The organism is Conexibacter woesei DSM 14684 (assembly GCF_000025265.1).
Classification (GTDB): domain Bacteria; phylum Actinomycetota; class Thermoleophilia; order Solirubrobacterales; family Solirubrobacteraceae; genus Conexibacter; species Conexibacter woesei.
In genome coordinates this window covers 303,120-321,171 of record NC_013739.1, presented here as the reverse complement: position 1 = coordinate 321,171, position 18,052 = coordinate 303,120, and the positions used below count along the sequence as shown (strand labels likewise).

Annotated in this window: 16 protein-coding genes; 6 read left to right on the top strand and 10 right to left on the bottom strand. The window is 73.6% G+C overall.

Annotated elements, in window-relative coordinates; genetic code table 11:
• The first annotated feature begins 29 nt into the window (after window positions 1-29).
• A complete protein-coding gene (locus CWOE_RS01565) occupies window positions 30-341 on the top strand; it encodes an ArsR/SmtB family transcription factor (protein WP_012931800.1) in 312 nt (103 codons plus the stop codon).
• Here the strand turns inward: CWOE_RS01565 and CWOE_RS01560 are convergent, their stop codons facing one another.
• A complete protein-coding gene (locus CWOE_RS01560; RefSeq protein WP_012931799.1) occupies window positions 342-656 on the bottom strand; it encodes an ArsR/SmtB family transcription factor in 315 nt (104 codons plus the stop codon). It lies immediately after the preceding gene.
• Between the two features lie 59 nt (window positions 657-715).
• On the opposite strand from CWOE_RS01560, the gene CWOE_RS01555 reads away from it, so the two are divergent.
• A complete protein-coding gene (locus tag CWOE_RS01555; protein ID WP_012931798.1) occupies window positions 716-1,954 on the top strand; it encodes an MFS transporter in 1,239 nt (412 codons plus the stop codon).
• Between the two features lie 90 nt (window positions 1,955-2,044).
• On the opposite strand, the gene CWOE_RS01550 is transcribed toward CWOE_RS01555, so the two are convergent.
• Together CWOE_RS01550 and CWOE_RS01545 are read right to left on the bottom strand one after the other, a co-directional pair.
• On the bottom strand, window positions 2,045-4,198 hold the full coding sequence (locus CWOE_RS01550; protein WP_012931797.1) for an MMPL family transporter: 2,154 nt from the start codon (window positions 4,196-4,198) through the stop codon (window positions 2,045-2,047).
• Between the two features lie 119 nt (window positions 4,199-4,317).
• Window positions 4,318-5,622, bottom strand: coding sequence for a TolB family protein (locus tag CWOE_RS01545; protein ID WP_012931796.1), 1,305 nt, complete (start codon window positions 5,620-5,622; stop codon window positions 4,318-4,320).
• 48 nt (window positions 5,623-5,670) lie between these two features.
• On the opposite strand from CWOE_RS01545, the gene CWOE_RS01540 reads away from it, so the two are divergent.
• Window positions 5,671-7,533 (top strand): ABC transporter ATP-binding protein, encoded by a 1,863-nt coding sequence (locus tag CWOE_RS01540; protein ID WP_012931795.1) that lies wholly within the window; start codon window positions 5,671-5,673, stop codon window positions 7,531-7,533.
• A 67-nt stretch (window positions 7,534-7,600) separates the two neighbouring features.
• Entirely contained in the window at window positions 7,601-8,782 is a 1,182-nt protein-coding gene (gene bktB, locus CWOE_RS01535) for a beta-ketothiolase BktB (protein ID WP_012931794.1), read from the top strand.
• 45 nt (window positions 8,783-8,827) lie between these two features.
• On the opposite strand, the gene CWOE_RS01530 is transcribed toward bktB, so the two are convergent.
• The 4 genes from CWOE_RS01530 to CWOE_RS01515 form a co-directional block, all read right to left on the bottom strand.
• Entirely contained in the window at window positions 8,828-10,738 is a 1,911-nt protein-coding gene (locus tag CWOE_RS01530; RefSeq protein WP_012931793.1) for a glycoside hydrolase family 15 protein, read from the bottom strand.
• A 68-nt stretch (window positions 10,739-10,806) separates the two neighbouring features.
• Complete coding sequence (locus CWOE_RS01525; protein ID WP_012931792.1) at window positions 10,807-13,092, bottom strand: FtsX-like permease family protein; 2,286 nt, start codon at window positions 13,090-13,092, stop codon at window positions 10,807-10,809.
• A complete protein-coding gene (locus tag CWOE_RS01520) occupies window positions 13,089-13,775 on the bottom strand; it encodes an ABC transporter ATP-binding protein (protein ID WP_012931791.1) in 687 nt (228 codons plus the stop codon). Before CWOE_RS01520 ends, CWOE_RS01525 begins: the two co-directional genes overlap by 4 nt.
• Window positions 13,772-14,302 (bottom strand): PadR family transcriptional regulator, encoded by a 531-nt coding sequence (locus CWOE_RS01515; protein ID WP_012931790.1) that lies wholly within the window; start codon window positions 14,300-14,302, stop codon window positions 13,772-13,774. Before CWOE_RS01515 ends, CWOE_RS01520 begins: the two co-directional genes overlap by 4 nt.
• A 144-nt stretch (window positions 14,303-14,446) precedes the next feature.
• Here CWOE_RS01515 and CWOE_RS01510 point away from each other — a divergent pair, with 144 nt between their 5' ends.
• A complete protein-coding gene (locus CWOE_RS01510) occupies window positions 14,447-14,938 on the top strand; it encodes a PAS domain-containing protein (RefSeq protein WP_012931789.1) in 492 nt (163 codons plus the stop codon).
• A gap of 4 nt (window positions 14,939-14,942) precedes the next feature.
• On the opposite strand, the gene CWOE_RS01505 is transcribed toward CWOE_RS01510, so the two are convergent.
• Window positions 14,943-15,593 carry a hypothetical protein gene (locus tag CWOE_RS01505; protein WP_012931788.1) on the bottom strand — a complete coding sequence of 217 codons (651 nt, stop codon included), beginning with the start codon at window positions 15,591-15,593 and terminating at the stop codon, window positions 14,943-14,945.
• Window positions 15,594-15,677: 84 nt separating this feature from the next.
• Here CWOE_RS01505 and CWOE_RS01500 point away from each other — a divergent pair, with 84 nt between their 5' ends.
• Window positions 15,678-16,049 (top strand): cupin domain-containing protein, encoded by a 372-nt coding sequence (locus CWOE_RS01500; protein WP_012931787.1) that lies wholly within the window; start codon window positions 15,678-15,680, stop codon window positions 16,047-16,049.
• Here CWOE_RS01500 and CWOE_RS01495 read toward each other — a convergent pair.
• Together CWOE_RS01495 and CWOE_RS01490 are read right to left on the bottom strand one after the other, a co-directional pair.
• Window positions 16,031-16,663, bottom strand: coding sequence for a hypothetical protein (locus CWOE_RS01495; protein ID WP_041730017.1), 633 nt, complete (start codon window positions 16,661-16,663; stop codon window positions 16,031-16,033). The genes CWOE_RS01500 and CWOE_RS01495 overlap by 19 nt on opposite strands.
• On the bottom strand, window positions 16,645-18,048 hold the full coding sequence (locus CWOE_RS01490; RefSeq protein WP_012931785.1) for a sensor histidine kinase: 1,404 nt from the start codon (window positions 18,046-18,048) through the stop codon (window positions 16,645-16,647). The genes CWOE_RS01495 and CWOE_RS01490 overlap by 19 nt, the downstream gene beginning before the upstream one ends.
• Window positions 18,049-18,052: the final 4 nt, after the last annotated feature.

Sequence of the window (18,052 nt, the reverse complement as noted above, 5' to 3'; positions counted from 1 at the left end):
TCCGTACGAAACTCGCGTACAATCTTCTCATGACAACCCCGCACCACCCCAGCCGCGACGAGATCGAGCTGGTCGACGTGCTCGCGGCGCTCGGCCACCCGATCCGGCTGCAGGTGGCGCGGGCGCTCTCCTCCGAGACGGAGTGCGTCTGCGGCGATCTGGTCCCGGACGTGTCGCGGTCGACGATGACGACGCACTGGCGCGCGCTGCGCGAGAGCGGCGTGACATGGGAGCGCCCCGAGGGACGCAAGATCTACCTCAAGCTGCGGCGCGAGGATCTCGACGCGCGCTTCCCGGGACTGCTCGACTCCGTGCTCGCCGGCGAGCCGAGCGACGCCTGACTAGCGGCCGAGCAGCACGTCGACGAGACCGGGATACCTGGCGTCGAGGTCGTCGCGGCGCAGCGAGATCCAACGGCCGGTGCCGGCTGCGCGCGTGCGCGTGACGCCAGCCTCGCGCAGCAGCCGCAGGTGGTACGACGTCGTCGAGATCGGCAGCTCCAGCGTCGCCGCCAGATCACCGCAGTTGCGCTCATGCCCGTCGGCGAGCAGACGGATCAACGCGAGCCGGAGCGGCTCGCCGCACGTCCGCAGGATCGTCGCGAGGTCGAACTGGTCGACCGCCGGATGAGGAATCTCTCGGACTTGATTCGACATTGCTCGTACTATGGTACAACACTCCTTCCACATCTTTGGAACTTTCGAAGGAGCCCCCCTTGTCGTTCCCGTCCTCGCCTCCACCGACCGCCGTCGCGGCCTCGCGCCGGCTCTCGGGCACGCCCGCGTTCGCGGTCGTCGCCGCGGTGATCGGCCTGGCGCTCGCCGCATCCGCCGCCCCCTCACCGCTCTACGGGGTCTACCAGGACGACTGGCAGTTCTCGACGCTCGTGCTGACGCTCGTCTACGCCGTCTACTGCCTCGGGGTGCTGACCGCCCTGCTCGTCGCGGGCTCGGTCTCCGACGACGCGGGCCGTCGGCCGGTGCTGATCGTCGCGTTGACCGGTCTGATCCTCTCGACCGCCGTCTTCGCGTTCGCCGATTCGGTCGCGTGGCTGTTCGCCGCGCGGCTGCTGCAAGGCGTCTCGACCGGCGTCGCGCTCGGCGCCGCCGGTGCCGCGCTGATCGACCTCCACCCGCGCGCCGACGGCAGACGCGTCGGGCTCGTCAACGGCACCGTCAGCGCAGCCGGGATGGGCATCGGCTCGATCGTCGCCGCCGCGCTCGTCCAGTACGCGCCCGCGCCGCGCGTGCTGCCGTTCGTCGTGCTCGGCACGCTGTTCGCCGTCGCGCTCGTCGCGACGATCGCGCTGCCCGAGCCGGTCGCCTCCCCGAGCCGCCCGCAGCTGCGGATCCAGCGGCCGCAGGTGCCGCCGGCGATCCGCGGCGCGTTCCTGCTGTCCGCCCTCGGCGTGCTCGCGTCGTGGTCGATCGGCGGGATCTACCTGTCGCTCGGACCGCGGCTCGCGGGCGAGATGCTGCACACGAGCAGCCATCTGGCGGGCGGGGTCGCGATCCTGGCGCTGACGCTCCCGGGCGTCTTCACGCAGCTGCGCTGGCAGCACACCGACGCGCACCGCGCCGCGTCGGCCGGCGCGGCGGTGCTCGCGTTCGGCATGGCGCTGACCGTCCTGTCGCTCTCGACCGGCTCCGCCGCGCTGTTCCTCACCGGCGGCGTCGTGACCGGCGCCGGCTGGGGCGTCGCGTTCCTCGGCGCGCTGCGCTCGCTGACCGCCGTCATCCCGCCCGCGCAGCGCGCCGAGGTGATGTCGGCGTTCTACGTCGTCGCGTACCTGTCGCTCGCGGTGCCGGCGATCGTCGCGGGCGTCGTCGTCGGCGACCTCGGGCTCGACGCGACCTTCCGCCTGTTCGGCTCGCTCGTCGTCGTGCTCGCGCTCGTCGTCGCCGTGCTGGCCGCGCGGGTGCGCACCGGCAGGGTCGCCGCGACGGTCGCCTGACGGATGCGCCGCCCCGAGGAGGGGCGGCGCGGTGAGGGGCGGCGCGGTCCGACCGGTCCGGCGGGCGGAGGCTGCGCCGCGACGGGCGGGCTACGCCTTCTCGAGCGCCACCCGCGGCAGGCTGCGTCGCATCCAGCGCGGCATCCACCACGCCCATCTGCCGAACAGCCGCATGATCGCCGGGACGACGAGGCAGCGGATGATCAGCGCGTCGAACAGGATCGCGACCGCGAGCCCGAGCCCGAACTGCTTCATCATCCGGTCGGGGCTGAGCATGAAGGCGGCGAAGACGACGACCATGATCGCGCCAGCCGCCGTGATCACGCGCCCCGTCTGCGCCAGCCCCTCGCGGACCGCGTGGCGCGCGTCGTGGGTGCGCTCCCACTCCTCGTGCATGCGCGAGATCAGAAAGACCTCGTAGTCCATCGACAACCCGAAGACGATCGCGAAGATCAGAATCGGGATGACGGAGTCGACCGGGCTCTCCTGGATCCCGAACATGCCGTGCTGGAAGACGAGCGTCACGACGCCGAGCGAGGCGCCGATGCTGAGCAGGTTGAGGACCGCCGCCTTCAGCGGGATCAGCAGCGAGCGGAAGACGACCATCAGCAGCAGCGCGGAGAGGCCGACGACGATCCCGACGAACAGCGGCAGCTTCTGCTGCACCTCGTGGGCGAAGTCGTCCGCCGCCGCGGTCGGGCCGCCGACGAGGTACGTCGCCCCCGTTCTGGCCGCGACCGGCGGAAGCACCTCGTCGCGCAGCTTCGTCACGAGCTGCTGCGTCTCCTCGGCCTGCGGCTTCGCGTCCGGCATCGCGATCACGGTCGCGACGTCACCGTTCTCCGACAACGTCGGCGACTGCACCGCCGCGACGCCCGGCGTCGCTCTCAGCGCGCTCGCCAGCTCGTCCGCGGCGGCCTGTCCTCCGCCCTCGGAGACGACCAGCAGCGGCCCGTTGAAGCCGGGGCCGAAGCCCTGCGCGAGCAGGTCGTACGCCTGGCGCGAGGTCTTCTCGGGGCTGTCGTTGCCGGCGTCGGCGAAGCCGAGCCGCATGTCGGTCGCGGGGATCGCGAGCAGCAGCAGGAAGCTGACCGAGACGGCCAGCACCGGCAGCGGGCGGCGCTGCACGAACGCGGCCCAGCGGCGCCAGCGCTCACCCTCGACGCGCTCCTTCGCACGCGCCTTCAGCGCGCGCTTGCGGACGCTGCGCTCGATCCGCTTGCCGAACAGCGACAGCATCGCGGGCAGCAGCGTGAGCGACGCGATCAGCGTCACCAGCACGGTCAGCGAGACGCCGAGCGCGATCCCCTGCAGCATCCCGATGCCGAGCGCGATCAGGCCGAGCAGGCCGATGATCACGGTCGCAGCGGCGAAGACGACCGAGCGGCCGGCGGTGTCGAGCGCGATCCGCAGCGCGTCGTCGCGGTCGCGGTCGTCGAGCAGCTCGCTGCGGTAGCGGGAGAAGATCAGCAGCGCGTAGTCGATCCCGACGCCGAGCCCGACGAGCGACATCAGCGCCGGCGTGAAGTCGGCGACGTTCAGCACATGCGAGCCGACGACCATCAGCGCCGTCGTGCCGGCGACCGCGGCGAGCGCGGTGACGATCGGGAGGCTCGCGGCGAGCAGCGAGCCGAACAGGAAGACGAGGATCACCAGCGCCGCGAGCGTGCCGGCGCTCTCGGCCGCGCCGCCGCCGGCGTCGACGTAGCGGACGGCGTCGCCGCCGAGCTCGACCTGGAGGCCGCTGCCGTCGGCGGCCTGGGCGGTGTCGATGATCTCGACGATCGCCTCTCTCGGCACCTCGTTGGCGAGCTTGTCGAGCAGCACCGGCGCGTACGCGATCGTGCCGTCTCTGGAGACGGCGCCGCCCGCGGCGAACGGGTCCTGGACGCTCGCGACGTGCGGAAGCCGCTCGATTCTGGCGAGCATCGCCTCGACCCGTTCACGCGCCGCGGGGTCGGCGACGCCGCCTGGATCGCGCACGACGACGTCGATCGTGTCGCCGGCTTGAGCCGGCGCGCTGCGCTGGAGCGTGTCGAGCGCCGCTTGGGACTCGGTGCCCGGGAGGGCGAAGTCGTTGTTCCAGTCCGGACCGATCGCCATCGAGCCGCCGAGCACGGCGACGAGCGTCACCAGCCAGAGCGCGACGGCGCGCTTGCGGTGGCGGATCGACCAGCCTGCGAGCCGCTCGAAGCGGCTCTCCGTGGGGCGCTTCAGAGCGCGCGGTGAGCGTGTGGAAGTCATGGCCCGCACGCTCTCAACGGCGCGCCGCCGTGTCGCTGGGGCGCCGTGGCGTTCCGGCGGGGGCGGGCGGGCGGAGCGCGCCCGGGGGTTAGCCCCCGCCCGAGGTGGGGCTCAGGGGCTCAGCGGGCGAGCCGCACGGTCGCGCTCGTGCGCATCGTGCGGCCTCTGGCGCCGTTTGCCGGGCGGATCGTCACCGCCACCTTCACCCGCAGCGCGCCGAGCGGGCGCAGCCGTCTCGCGACCTTCGCCGCGACGCGCGGACGCAGCGTCACCGTGCCGGCCGCCCTGCGCGCTCCGCTCGCGCTCGCGAGCGCGGCGCCGCGCCGCAGCCCGAGCGTGCGCGCGTCCTTCGCGGCGACCGTCAGCCGGGCGCCGACGCTGCAGGCGGCGTCGCAGCGGACACGCAGCCGCAGGCCGCCGGCGGCGAGCGCGCGCGGCGTCCGCTGGCCGGTCAGCGACAGCAGCGGCGCTCGTCTCGGCGCCGGTCTTCTGCCGCCCGGCGCGGGCGCCAGCTCTCTGCCGCCCGGCGGCGGCGCCGGCACCGTTCTGGCGCCGCCCCAGAACGGGTAGACGCCCTGCGCGACGACGCGCTCCGCGCCGCTCGCAAGGTCCTTCACGACGATCTGGCCGGCGCGGTCGAACGCGATCTGCGTGCCGTCCGCCGACCACGTCGGGGTCGTGTCCTGCGTTCCCTCCGTCACGTCGCCGAGCGGCTGCCCGGTCGCGATCGAGTAGCGCACGATCCTGCCTCTCGTGCCGGTCACCGCTCCCGGCTCGAGCGCCGCGACGATCTCTCTGCCGTCCGGCGAGCCGGACGGGAAGCCGATCCCGCCGCGTGGATCGCTGACGAGCTGCTGCACGCAGCTCGATCTGACGTCCGGCGCCTCGGCCGTCGTCGCGATCCGGCAGACCTTCGACGGTCTGTCGTCGTCGGACGGGAAGGCGGCGAGCGCGGTGTCGCCGAGCCAGCCGTGCGACGTCGCACAGTAGATGCAGTACGAGAGGCCCTCGCTCGACGCCGCCCCGCGCGTCAGCCGGCGGACGTGGGTCGCGTTCGTGCCGCCGAGCCCGTCGGGCGCGATCGTCCACCAGAGGAATCTCTGGCCGTCCGGCGAGATCGACGGCTGGTTGCCGACGTAGCCGCCGTTCCACACCAGCGCCGGAGCGCCGCCTGCCGCCGGCGCCGACACGAGCGCCCCCGCGGAGTCGACCCACGCGACGGTCGCGCCGTCGCGCGTGAGGCCCGCGAAGCGGCCGTCCGCGGTCAGCTGCCGCGGCTGGGAGCCGGCGACGTCCGGGTCGATCGCGCAGACGCCGCCGCCGCACTGATAGGCGATCGTCGAGGCGCCGGCGGAACCGGCGAGACAGGCGAGCACGAGGGCGACCACGGCGGCGGTCAGGAATCCGTTCGAGCGACCGAGCATCCGGCCCGAACCCTACCCACCGGCACGCGCCGTCTACCCTTCCCCGTCGTGAACGAGGTCGCCGTCCACCCGCTGCTGCGCCTGTGGCGCCGCGCGCCGCGCTATCGCGGCCAGGTCCGCCGGGGCGTCGTGTGGGCGATCCTCAACCAGATCCTCGACATCCTGCCCGAGCTGCTGATCGGCGTCGCGATCGACATCGTCGTGCGCGAGGAGGGCAGCATCGTCGGCAGCGTGACCGGGATCGAGGACCGCGAGGCCCAGCTGTTCGTGCTCGCCGGCGCGACCGCGGTGATCTGGCTGCTGGAGTCGCTGACCGAGTATCTCGCGCAGCGCTGCTGGCGGACGCTCTCGCAGGACCTTCAGCACGACCTGCGGATGGACGCCTACGGCCACGTGCAGGAGCTGGAGCTGGCGTGGTTCGAGGACCGCGAGGCCGGCAGACTGCTGACGATCCTCAACGACGACGTCAACCAGCTCGAGCGGTTCCTCGACGTCGGCGCGCTGCAGATCATCCAGACGGCGACGAGCGTCGTCGCGGTCGGCGCCGTCTTCGTCATCATCTCGCCGCTGCTGGCGGTGCTCGCGTTCCTGCCCGTCCCGGTGATCGTCGGCGGCTCGCTGCTGTTCCAGAGACGGCTCGAGCCGCGCTACGCGAAGGTCCGCGAGCACGCCGGCCGGCTCGGCGGGCTGATCGGCGGCAACCTCGGCGGGATCGCGACGATCAAGGCGTTCGGCGCCGAGCGACGCGAGTCGACCCGCGTCGCGGCGGCCTCTCGCGACTACGCGAGCGCGAACCGCACTGCGATCGCGCTCAGCGCCGCGTTCGTCCCGGTGATCCGAACCGCGATCCTCGTCGGCTTCATGGTCACGCTCGTCGTCGGCGGCCACCTGACGCTCAACGGGACGCTCGAGGTCGGGATGTTCTCGGTGCTCGTCTTCATGACGCAGCGGCTGCTGTGGCCGCTGACGCGGCTCGGCGAGACGCTCGACCTGTACCAGCGCGGCGTCGCGTCGCTGCGGCGGATCCTCGACCTGATCGACGCGCCCGTCCAGATCCGCGACGGCGCGCGCGAGCTGCCTCCGACCGCCGACGGCGCGACGCGACGCGCGGTCGCCTTCGGCGACGTCGGCTTCGTCTACCGCGACGACGACGGCGCGGTCCGCACGTGCGTGCTCGACGGGCTCGACCTCGACGTACCGGCCGGCGAGACGCATGCGATCGTCGGACCGACCGGCGCGGGCAAGTCGACCGTCGTGAAGCTGCTGCTGCGCCTCTACGACGCCGAGCGCGGCTCGGTCGCGATCGACGGCGTCGAGGTCCGCGACCTGACCTTCGGGAGCCTCCGCGGCGCGATCGGCTACGTCGGTCAGGACACGTTCCTGTTCGACGGCTCGGTCGCCGACAACCTCCGCTACGGCGCGCCGGACGCGAGCGACGAGCAGCTCCGCACTGCGGCCGAGCTGGCCGAGGCGCACGAGTTCGTCGAGGCGCTGCCGGACGGCTACGACACCCCCGTCGGCGAACGCGGCGTGCGCCTCTCCGGCGGCCAGCGCCAGCGGCTGACGATCGCCCGCGCGCTCGTGCGCGATCCGTCGATCCTCGTGCTCGACGAAGCGACCTCGGCGGTCGACAACGAGACCGAGGCGGCGATCCAGCGCTCGCTGCTGCGCGTCAGCCGCGAGCGCACGACGATCGTGATCGCCCATCGTCTGTCGACGATCCGCCACGCCGACCGCATCCACGTGCTCGAAGGCGGACGCGTCACCGAGGCCGGCACGCACGACGAGCTGCTGCGCAACGGCGGCCGCTACGCCGCGCTGTGGGCGGTGCAGACCGGTGAGGTGCTTCGCATTGGGAGTTCCACGGCGGCGAGCGGCAGCTTCGACACGTCGGCGGGAACTCCCGGCTAGGCGACCGGGTCTGCCGGCGGGTCGACGCTGCCAAGATCCCGGCGGTCGAACCCGAGGAGATCTTGAAATGACCGATGTCGTCATCGCATCCGCCGTCCGCACCGCCGTCGGCGGCTACGGCAAGTCGCTGAAGGACGTGCCGCCGAGCCAGCTCGGCTCGACCGCCGCCAGAGCCGCGCTGGAGCGCGCCGGGGTCGCGCCCGAGCAGGTCGAGCACGTCGTCTTCGGCAACGTGATCCACACCGAGCCGAGAGACATGTACATGGCGCGCGTCGTCGGCATGGGCGCGGGGATCCCGAAGGAGACCCCGGCGTTCACCGTCAACCGCCTCTGCGGCACCGGCGTGCAGGCGATCGTCTCGGCGACGCAGGCGATCCAGTCCGGCGACGTGTCGGTCGCGCTCGCCGGCGGCGCGGAGTCGATGAGCCGCGGCCCGTACTGGCTGCCGTCGGGCCGCTGGGGCGCGCGGATGGGCGAGACGGCCGTCGTCGACCCCGTCAGCGGCGCGCTGACCGACCCCTTCAACGACATCCTGATGGGCGTCACGGCCGAGAACCTCGCCGAGCGCCACTCGATTTCGCGCGAGCAGCAGGACGCGTTCGCGGTCGAGTCGCACCGCCGCGCGATCGCCGCGCGTGACGCCGGCCGCTTCGCGGACGAGATCGTCCCCGTGACGATCAAGACGCGCAAGGGCGAGGTCACGTTCGACACCGACGAGCACATCCGCGACGACGCGTCGCTCGACGGGATGGCGAAGCTGAAGCCCGTCTTCAAGCGCGACGGCGGCACCGTCACGGCCGGCAACGCCTCCGGCATGAACGACGCCGGCGCGGCGCTCGTGCTGCTCTCCGCCGACAAGGCTGCCGAGCTGGGCAGCCCGGTGAGAGCGCGGATCCTCAGCTACGCCAGCTGCGGCGTCGACCCAGCCGTGATGGGCATCGGCCCGGTGCCAGCGGTGCGCAAGGCGCTCGACCGCGCCGGCGTCTCGCTCGACCAGATCGGCGTGATCGAGCTGAACGAGGCGTTCGCCGCGCAGGCGCTGGCGGTGATGCAGGAGCTGGAGCTGGATCCCGCCAAGGTCAACCCGAACGGCGGTGCGATCGCGCTCGGCCACCCGATCAGCGCGACCGGCGCGGCGATCACGGCGAAGGCGATCAGCGAGATGGAGCGCGCGGACCACGAGTACGGGCTCGTGACGCTCTGCATCGGCGGTGGGCAGGGGATCGCGCTGCTGCTCGGGCGCAGCTGACGACGGTGCGCGGGTGCGGGCGGCCGAGCCGCCCGTGCGCCGCCGCTAGTGCGTGTCGTCGACGAGCGCCTCGTCCGCGCGGATGATGTGCATCACCGCGTTGATGAGGGCGAGGTGGGTGAACGCCTGCGGGAAGTTGCCGAGGTGGCGGCCCGAGTGCGGGTCGATCTCCTCCGCGTAGAGCGCGAGCGGGCTGGCGTAGGAGAGCAGCTTGTCGCAGAGGTCGCGGGCGCGCTGGACCTCGCCGATCTCGACCAGCGCCGAGACGAGCCAGAACGAGCAGATCGCGAACGAGCCCTCCTCGCCGGTGAGGCCGTCGTCGGTCTCGGCGACCTTGTAGCGCAGCACCAGCTCGTTGACGGTCAGCTCGTCGGCGATCGCGAGCACGGTCTTGCGGACGCGCTCGTCGCTCGCGGGCAGGAAGCCGAGCATCGGGATCAGCAGCAGCGAGGCGTCGAGCGCATCGGTGTCGTAGTGCTGCACGAAGACGCCGCGGTCGTCGAGCCCGCGCTCGCAGATCTCGGCGTGCATCTCGTCCGCAGCCTCGCGCCAGCGCTTGGCCGCGTCGCGGTCGCCGCGCAGCCGCGCCAGGCGCGCGCCGCGATCGGCCGCGACCCAGCAGAAGATCTTCGAGGAGGTGAAGTGCTGCGGCTCGCCGCGCACCTCCCAGATGCCGCGGTCGGGCTCGCGCCACTCCGCGACCGCGGTGTCGACCTGCCGCACGACGAGCGGCCAGAGGCGGTCGTCGAGGCGGTCGCCGGAGCGGATGTGGAGGCGGATCGAGTCGAGCAGGACACCCCAGACGTCGTGCTGGCGCTGGTCCCACGCGCCGTTGCCGATCCGCACCGGCTTGGCGCCCTCGTACCCGGCGAGGTGGTCGAGGATCTCCTCGTCGAGCCGTTCTCGCCCGTCGATCCCGTACATGATCCCGAGCCGGCCTCCGGCCTCCAGCCGGTCGGTGATGAAGTAGAGGAAGTCGTGCGCCTCGCGGTCGAAGCCGAGCGTCGAGAGGCCCCACAGCATGAACGTCGAGTCGCGCAGCCACGTGTAGCGGTAGTCCCAGTTGCGCTCACCGCCCGGCGTCTCGGGCAGCGACGTCGTCGCCGCCGCCATCATCGCGCCGGTCGGCGCGTACGTGAGGCCCTTCAGCGTCAGCGCCGAGCGCTGCAGGTAGACGCGCCAGGGATGGTCGGGGAAGCGGCCGCGGCTGATCCACTCGTGCCAGAAGTTGCCGGTCACCGACAGCTGCGAGTGCGCCTCGTCGTAGGTCTCCGGCGGCAGATGGCTCGACCAGCCGAGCGCGCAGAAGAGCGTGTCACCCGCTCTCATGCGCGTCTCGGCGCGGGCGCGCGGGCCCTCGAAGCCGAGCCGCATGTCGGTCCGCAGGCGCAGCTGCGTCGGGACGCCCTCGGCGCTGCAGATGCCGTCGCCGTAGCCGTCGCCGGCGTAGTCCCAGCTGCCGCGCTTGCGGGCGTAGTCGAATGCAGGCTCGCAGTCGAGCTCGACGTCGACGAAGCCGTTCAGGCACCTCATCGTGCGCAGCAGCACGTGCGCGGCCTCGTGGTCGCGCGGCGAGCGCGCGTAGCGGCCGGAGCGTTCGCTGCCGTGGTGCCAGGGACCGACGACGAGCACGTCGCGCACGACCAACCAGCCGGTCGGAGTGCCCCACGTCGTCTCCAGGATCATCGTCCCGGGCAGGTAGCGGCGGTCGGCCGGGACGACCTGGTCGCGCGGGCCGACGCGGAAGCGGCCGGCGTGGCGGTCGAGGATCCCGGCGAAGACGCTCGGCCCGTCCATCCGCGGCAGGCACATCCACTCGACGTTGCCGCTCTTGGCGACGAGCGCGCAGACCTCGCAGTCGGACAGGAAGCCGTAGTCCGCGATCGGCGGGTAGGGGCTCCCGCCGAGCGGGATCTCCTGCGCGGCGGGCTCGGCGGTGGCGACTTCGAATTCCACGAGACGATGAAAAGTAGCGATCCCGGGGCGAACGTCGTTTGTCCATACGGATGAAGCTGCGCGTGCCGTCACTCCGTCCGCAGGCCGTCCGGGCGCATCAGCCGCCACAGCAGCGGCAGGCTCGCGACCGTCACGAGCAGCACGACGGCGGCGCCGATCGCGGTCATGCCGGCGATCGCGGCGAGGTTGACGCGCAGCGGCTCGCTCACGAGCTGCAGCAGCAGCGCGCCGAGCGCGGCGCCGGTCACGACCGCGAGCGCGAGGCCGAGCGCGACGGGGACGGCCGTCTGCCAGAAGACCGACCAGCCGAGCGTCGCACGCGGCGTGCCGAACGCGACGAGCGCCGCCAGCAGTCTGCGCCGCTCGCGCAGCTGCTCCAGCGCGCTGACGAGCATGCTCGCGCCGATCAGCAGCAGCACCGCGACGGCTCCGGCGAACAGGCCGCGGCGGATGTTCGCGAAGTCGCGGTCAGCTCTCGTCGCCGCGAGTCTCAGCACCTCGCCGCGTGGGTCGACCTGCGCCGTCGCGTTGCGGACGTGCTCGATCGCGTCCGGCCGCGACGAGTCGAGGCCGGTGTAGAGCGCGATGCTGCGCTGCGGCAGCTCCAGCCCCGCCGCCGCCTTCGGCGTCAGCAGCACCCCCGACATCTCCCCGCCCGCCGGGTCCGAGCGTGGCCGCACGGTCGGCGCATCCGCCGGCACGGTCCAGCCGATCCGATCGCCGACGCGGACGCGGTCGCCGGCACGCGGCGTGCCGGGCTCGCCGCGGATGGCGAACGCGTCGCCGTCCGCGCAGCGGGGCAGCACTGCCAGCTCGCGCAGCGTGCGGCAGTCGGCGACAGTCAACGAGGTGATGAACGCGCCGCCGTCGCGCTGCCGCTTCTCCAGGTTCGTCTGGTCCAGCGCGACGACCGACGTGACGCCGTCGATCGCGCGCAGCCTCGCTGCGAGCGCGGGGGCGCGCGGACCGTCCTGGCCGGGTTCGAGCGTCCCGAACGCCTGCGCGCGGTCGAGATCGGCGCCGGTCGCGGTCGTGTAGCTGCGCTCGACGCCTGAGAACAGCGTCTGCAACGCGATCGCGCCCGCGACCGCGACCGCGATCCCGCTCACGACGCGCGCGGAGAGCCCGCTGTCGAGCTGGAGGCGGCGCGTCGCGAGCTGCCACGCGACCCCGCCGCCGCGACCGAGCCGGTGCACGACCGCCTCCACGAGCCACGGCAGGATCGCGGTGACGCCGATCAGCAGCAGCACGACACCCGCCGCGACCTGGAGCTCGTCGAACGTCGCGCCGGCCTCGGCCCCGAGCAGCGGGAAGAGCAGCCCGGCGCCGGCAAGCGGCGGCAGCAGCCGCCACCAGACCCGGCGTCGCCGCGGCTGTGCGCGGCGCACGACGCCCAGTGGCTCGATCGCGACGCCGCGCAGGGCCAGCTGCGTGACGGCGACCGCCGCCGCCGGCACCGCCACGGCGATCAGCACCGCGAACGGCGCGCTCGGCCGCACGTCCGCGGCGAACGCGCTGAGGTCCGAGAGCGTGATGCGCTCGACGAACTGGCGCGCGAACAGGAAGATCGCAGCGCCAACGGCGAGACCGAGCAGCGCGCCCAGCAGCGCCTCCCCGGCGGCGATCCGGCGCACCATGCGGCTGTCGGCGCCGACCAGCCGCAGCGCCGCGAGACGGCGGTCGCGGTCCTCTCCGCCGAAGCGCACCGCCGCGCCGATGAAGACCAGCACGGGCAGCAGCAGCACCGCGAAGGCGATCACGACCAGCAGGCGCAGCACCGGATGCAGCCCGTCGCCACCGTCGGGGGAGCCGAAGCGGTCGATCCGATGGACCCCGTTGCCACCGTGCTGCAGGCCCTCGGCGCCCGCGTAGAAGGCGTACTCGCCGGGCCCTTCGAGCCCGGCGTCGGCGATCGTCCCGACGATCCGCGCGTCGAGCCGTGCGCGCAGAAGGGCGCCCTCTGGGGAGGTGAGCAGCCGTCTCAGCCGCGGCGAGACGACCAGCTCGCCGGGGCCGGGCAGTCTGACGACGCCGGGCGGGACGGGTGCGAGCGGCCCTTCGGGCTGGAGCACGCGGCCGCGGACCCGCACGTCGCGGAAGTCGGTGTCGGCGAACGCGACCAGCAGCGTGTTCGCACCTCTGCTCAGGTCCGCTCCCGTCATCGAGAGGTCGTCGCGCGCGGCCATGCGATCCTCGCGCGCCGCGAACAGCTGGGGGACCGACGCCGCGAACAGCAGCAGCGCGACGCCCAGCCCGACCCCGACGGCCGTCATCACGACGCGCGCCCAGGCGCCGCGGCCGCCGGCCAGCGCGAGGCGGGCGCCGAGCGCCAGCTCGCGCGCCGCGCGGCTCATCCGACGCGCTCCGCGCTGTGGGTGCGACCGTCGCGGACGACGACCTCGCGGTCGGAGTAGGCGGCGACGCGCGGCTCGTGCGTGACGAGCACGACCGCCGCGCCGGTGTCGCGCGCGGCATCGCTCAGCAGCTGCATCACGCGCTCGCCGTTGAGCGAGTCGAGCGCACCGGTCGGCTCGTCGGTGAACAGCACGCGCGGCTCGGTCGCGAGCGCTCGCGCGACCGCGACGCGCTGGCCCTGCCCACCGGACGCCTGCCCCGGCGTCTTGCCCGCGACGTCGGAGACCTCGAGCCGGTCGAGCCATTCGGCCGCCCGCCGCTCCGCGTCGCGGCGGGCGACGCCGTCCAATCGCAGCGGCAGCGCGACGTTCTCCAGGCAGCTCAGCTCGGGCACGAGCTGACCGAACTGGAAGACGAAGCCGAAGTCGGTGCGGCGCAGCGCGCTCAGCTCGACGTCGGACATCGCCGTCAGCTCGCGGTCGCCGTAGACGACGCGGCCGGCGTCGGGCCGCACGATGCCGGCGAGGCAGTGCAGCAGCGTCGACTTGCCGGAGCCGGACGGACCCATCACGGCGACGACCTCGCCCGCCGCGACCTCGAACGTCGCGCCGGCGAGCGCCGGCGTCGGCCCGAACGCCTTGTGCAGGTCGTGGGCGGCGAGCAGCGGGGCGACGGCGCTCATGCCACCGCTCCCACCGCGTCGCGCAGCTGGTCCAGGCGCGCGGCCGTCAGCTCCAGCCAGCGCAGGTCGGCTTCGAGGTGGAACAGCGCGTGGTCGCAGATGAGCTGGTCGGCGAGGTCGCCGCCGGCCTTGCGGCGTGTCAGCTCGCGCATCAGCTGGAGGTGCTCGGCACGCTGGGTGTCGAGCACCTCCGCGGCAGCACGGCCGGTCAGCAGCGCCAGCACGACCTTCGCGTAGAGCGTGCTCTGGAGGTACGGCTCGGGTCTCTCCGGCTGCGCGAGCCACAGGTCGACGTCGGCGACGCCGGACTCGGTGATCGCGTAGCGCTTGCGCTCCGGACCACCGCCGGGCTCGATCCCGTCGACCTCGACAAAACCGTGTCTGAGCAGGCGCGAGAGCGTCGAGTAGACCTGGCCGTACGCGAGCGGACGGTCGTGGCCGAAGCGCTCGTCATACGTGCGCTTGAGGTCGTATCCGTGGCGGGGGCCGGACTCCAGCAGCCCGAGAAAGGTCTTGGCGATCGACATGGGCGAGCACTATACACCGCGTGTATACGCAGGGTGTATAGGCGCATCGGCGATAGTTGGCCGACTGCGCACTTTCCCGTCGCTACTGCTGCAAAAACGTCAACGCACACCAACCTCCTACCGGTGCAATGGCATACTGCGCCGATGGCATCCGGTGAACGCGCCTTCCTGCGACTGGTTCCCTCCACGACGGAGGAGCTGCGGCCCTCCCAGTGGTTCTGCGGGCACTGCGGCGCGGTGACCGACGAGACGCCCGCGCCGGCCGCGCGCATCTGCGGCGACTGCGGCCTCGGCATGCTGCTGGAGGCGCGCGCCGACGTCGTGCCGCAGGCGGGCGAGGCGTTCCTGATCGTCGACGCGTCGCTGTCGATCCAGGCGCTCTCGGCCGAAGCCGAGCACCTGCTCGCGATCACCGAGCACGACGTCATCCAGCATCCCGTCACCGAGCTGCTGACGCCGGCCGACGCCGAGGCCCGCGGGGCCGAGGCGTTCGCGACGACGATCATGCACGCCGCCCGCGGCGACGACGCCCCGCAGCGCCTGTTCGTCCGGCCCGCGAACGTCTTCGGCGTGCGCATGCCGCTCCGCGTCGGCCTCTGCGGGCCGCCGCGCGCCGCGCTGCTCGTGCTCGAGTAGCGGTTCAGCCGCTGATCTGCCGGAACAGCACCGGCAGGTCGGGATAGCCGCTCGACGCCCAGCCCGAGCGCTGGAGCGCCTGGATCTGCACCTCCGGCGACTGGCCGGCGGTCGTCAGGATCGACTGCACGCCCGCGCTCGCCTTGCCGTAGCCGTCGACCGTGTCCTGGCCCTTGAGCCAGCCGGCCGTCGCGTGGGCGGCCGCGAGCGGGTCGCTCCAGACCGACGCCGACGCGCCGTACGTCTTCGAGTCGGTGTAGCCGATGTTGAGCCAGTTGTGGTTGTTCGCCGCCTCGCGCGAGGTCGCGGCGCCACCCGACTGCTCGGCCAGCATCCACGAGGCGATCACCTGCGGATGCAGGCCGGTCTCGGCGGCGAGCTGCGTCGCGAACGTTCTCTGCCCGGCGGTCAGCATCGCGTCGGCTTTCGCCGAGAGCGTGCCGGTCGCGCCGGCGAGCACGTTGGAGAAGCTCGTCGGGGCGACGCCGCCCGGCGCGGTCACCGGCGTCGTCGCGGCCGCCGCGAGCGGCGCGCCGGCCGCGGCCGGCGGCGCGGCGCCGCCGACCTGGGCGGACGACGGCGTCGCACCCCCGTGCAGGGGCGCGATCATCGACTGGATCTGGCTGATCCGCTGCAGCGCGAGGTCGAGGCTCATCGGCTCCCCCGGTAGTCGGCCGCAGGAGCAGCGGTCTTGAGTCGGCGCTCGCTGCGGCGCGACGGCGCGATAGCGTGTGCCGCCATGATCGACGTCATCGAGCCGACGCAGCCTGAGCGTGTCGAGAAGCCGTGGGGCCACGAAGTGTGGTGGGCCCATACGGACCGCTACGCGGGCAAGCTGCTGTTCGTGCGCGCCGGGGAGCGCCTCTCGCTCCAGTACCACCGCGAGAAGGACGAGACCTCCTACCTGCTCAGCGGCCGGCTGCTGCTCGTGCAGGGTGACGACGCGGAGAGCCTGACCGAGACGGTGGTCGAGCCCGGCGTCCGCTGGCGCAACGCGCCGGGCGTCGTGCACACCGTCGAGGCGATCGAGGACGCGACGATCCTCGAGGTCTCGACCCCGGAGCTCGACGACGTCGTGCGTCTCTCCGACCGCTACGGCCGCGTCGGCTGAGGGGCAACTGACGGCGCCGCCGTCGCGGTCGGCGGCGGCTGCGTCGCGGGCGAGACGAGCGCCTGCGGCAGCAGCTCGTCGCAGTCGCCGGCACCGCGGGTCCGGCCGTCGGCATCGATCGCCACGACGCGCACGGGCGCGTCACGGGCACGGCCGCTCGCGACCAGTGAGCGCACGACGGTGCACGCGATCTGCCGCATCGCCCGGCGTGTGAGCGCCGGCACGCGAGCCGGCAGGTCGACCTGCAGCTCCCCGTAGCCGGCACGACGCAGCCGCAGGCGCCCGCGCACGCTCGGCGCCAGCTCCGGCAGCTCGCTTCTGAGCCCGTGCGCGCGCTCGGCGGCCGTCGGGCCGGCGAACAGCACGGCGAGCGAGCCGCGCACGCCGCCACGGCGACCGGACCGGACGACGGGCGTCGCACGGCCGTCGCGCAGGAGGAAGATCTCACGGCCGCCCTGCCGGGCGATCCCGGCCGGCGCGGGGCCGGCGGCGATGACGCCGGTCGGCCGCACGCCGCGGCCGCCGAGCAGGTAGCCGGCGGTCACGAGCGCCGCGCAGGCGGCGAGGACGGCGGAAACCGCGACCAGCCGGCGGATCACGCGGGGCCGCTCCACGGCAGCCGCACGGTGAAGCACGCGCCGCCGCCCGGCGCCGCGGCCGCGACGATGCCGCCGCCGTGCAGTCGCGCGTTCTCGGTCGCGATCGACAGCCCCAGCCCGCTCCCGTCCGTTCGCGCACGCGAGCGGTCGCCCTTGTAGAAGCGCTCGAAGACGCGCTCCCGCTCGTCGGCCGGGATCCCCGCGCCGCTGTCGGCGACGGCCAACTCGACGCCCCGCTCGCCGGCGCGCAGCACGACGCGCACCGGCGGCGCGCCGTGGCGCAGCGCGTTGCCGACGAGGTTCGCGACGATCACGTCGAGCCGGCGCGGATCGAGCTCGGCGCGGATGCCCGGCGGCAGGTCGGCGGCGACCCGCTCGGTCCAGCCGCGCACGCGCAGCGTCCCCGCGACCGCCTCGCCGACGTCGACCTCCTCGACCCGCAGCACGGCTGCGCGGGCGTCGAAGCGAGACACCTCGATCAGGTCGTTGACGAGCTGAGCGAGCCGCGCCGTCTCGTTGCTGACGAGCTGCGCGGCGGCGGCGGCGTCCTCGCCGTCGAGCGCCTCGGTCGCCGCGAGCATCGCGCTGACGGGCGTGCGCAGCTCGTGCGAGACGTCCGCGACGAAGCGGCGCGCCGACGCCTCCAGCCGGCGCAGCTCGGCGACGTTCTGCTCCAGCGCCGCGGCGGTCGCGTTGAACGTGCGCGACAGCTCCGCCAGCTCGTCGCCGCCGCTCGCGTCCAGGCGCGTGTCGAGTCTGCCCTGCGCCAGCTCGCGCGCGGCAGCGCCGAGGCGCCGCACCGGACCGAGCACGCCGCGGGCGGCCAGGAGCGCCAGCAGCGCCGCGATCAGCCCGGCGACCGCGATCCCGCCCGCCATCGCACGCGCGAGCCGTGCGGCGTCGTCCCGCTCCGGCGCGAGCGAGGCGACGGCGAAGACGGCGATGCCGGAGGGAGCGGAGGCGGCGCCCGCGAACGCGACCGGCATGCCGACGACGAGCAGCGGCTCCCCGTCCGCGCCCTCGACGCGACGGAGGACCGCTCCGTCGCCGCGCGCGACCGAGCGGCGCACGTCGGCCGGGATCGCCGCGCCGGGAGCCGTCTGCGGTCGCAGCAGCGCGCGGCGGTCGCGGTAGGTCACGACGACCGACGCCGTTCGCACAGCCGGCGAGACGTCGCGGGCGAAGCGCTCCAGCGCCGCCTGCGACGGCGGATGGGCGAGCGAGGGCGCGTACACGCGGACGCGTTCGCGCAGGTCGCGGACGATCGCGTCCTGCGTGCGCGAGAGCGTGAAGCGGCTCGCGTCGCGGTAGGCGAGCAGCGCGGTCGCGAGCGCGCTGCCGACCGCGACCGCGGCGAACGCGACGACGAGGCGGACCCGCAGGCTGCGCAGCCGCCTCACGACC

Excerpts from the sequence above, each read along its gene's own strand:
- CWOE_RS01545 (WP_012931796.1), bottom strand. The coding sequence starts at position 5,622 with ATGCTCGGTCGCTCGAACGGATTCCTGACCGCCGCCGTGGTCGCCCTC.
- CWOE_RS01505 (WP_012931788.1), bottom strand. The coding sequence starts at position 15,593 with ATGAGCCTCGACCTCGCGCTGCAGCGGATCAGCCAGATCCAGTCGATG.
- CWOE_RS01525 (WP_012931792.1), bottom strand. The coding sequence starts at position 13,092 with ATGAGCCGCGCGGCGCGCGAGCTGGCGCTCGGCGCCCGCCTCGCGCTG.
- CWOE_RS01520 (WP_012931791.1), bottom strand. The coding sequence starts at position 13,775 with ATGAGCGCCGTCGCCCCGCTGCTCGCCGCCCACGACCTGCACAAGGCG.
- CWOE_RS01550 (WP_012931797.1), bottom strand. The coding sequence starts at position 4,198 with ATGACTTCCACACGCTCACCGCGCGCTCTGAAGCGCCCCACGGAGAGC.
- bktB (WP_012931794.1), top strand. The coding sequence starts at position 7,601 with ATGACCGATGTCGTCATCGCATCCGCCGTCCGCACCGCCGTCGGCGGC.
- CWOE_RS01510 (WP_012931789.1), top strand. The coding sequence starts at position 14,447 with ATGGCATCCGGTGAACGCGCCTTCCTGCGACTGGTTCCCTCCACGACG.
- CWOE_RS01560 (WP_012931799.1), bottom strand. The coding sequence starts at position 656 with ATGTCGAATCAAGTCCGAGAGATTCCTCATCCGGCGGTCGACCAGTTC.
- CWOE_RS01565 (WP_012931800.1), top strand. The coding sequence starts at position 30 with ATGACAACCCCGCACCACCCCAGCCGCGACGAGATCGAGCTGGTCGAC.
- CWOE_RS01500 (WP_012931787.1), top strand. The coding sequence starts at position 15,678 with ATGATCGACGTCATCGAGCCGACGCAGCCTGAGCGTGTCGAGAAGCCG.
- CWOE_RS01515 (WP_012931790.1), bottom strand. The coding sequence starts at position 14,302 with ATGTCGATCGCCAAGACCTTTCTCGGGCTGCTGGAGTCCGGCCCCCGC.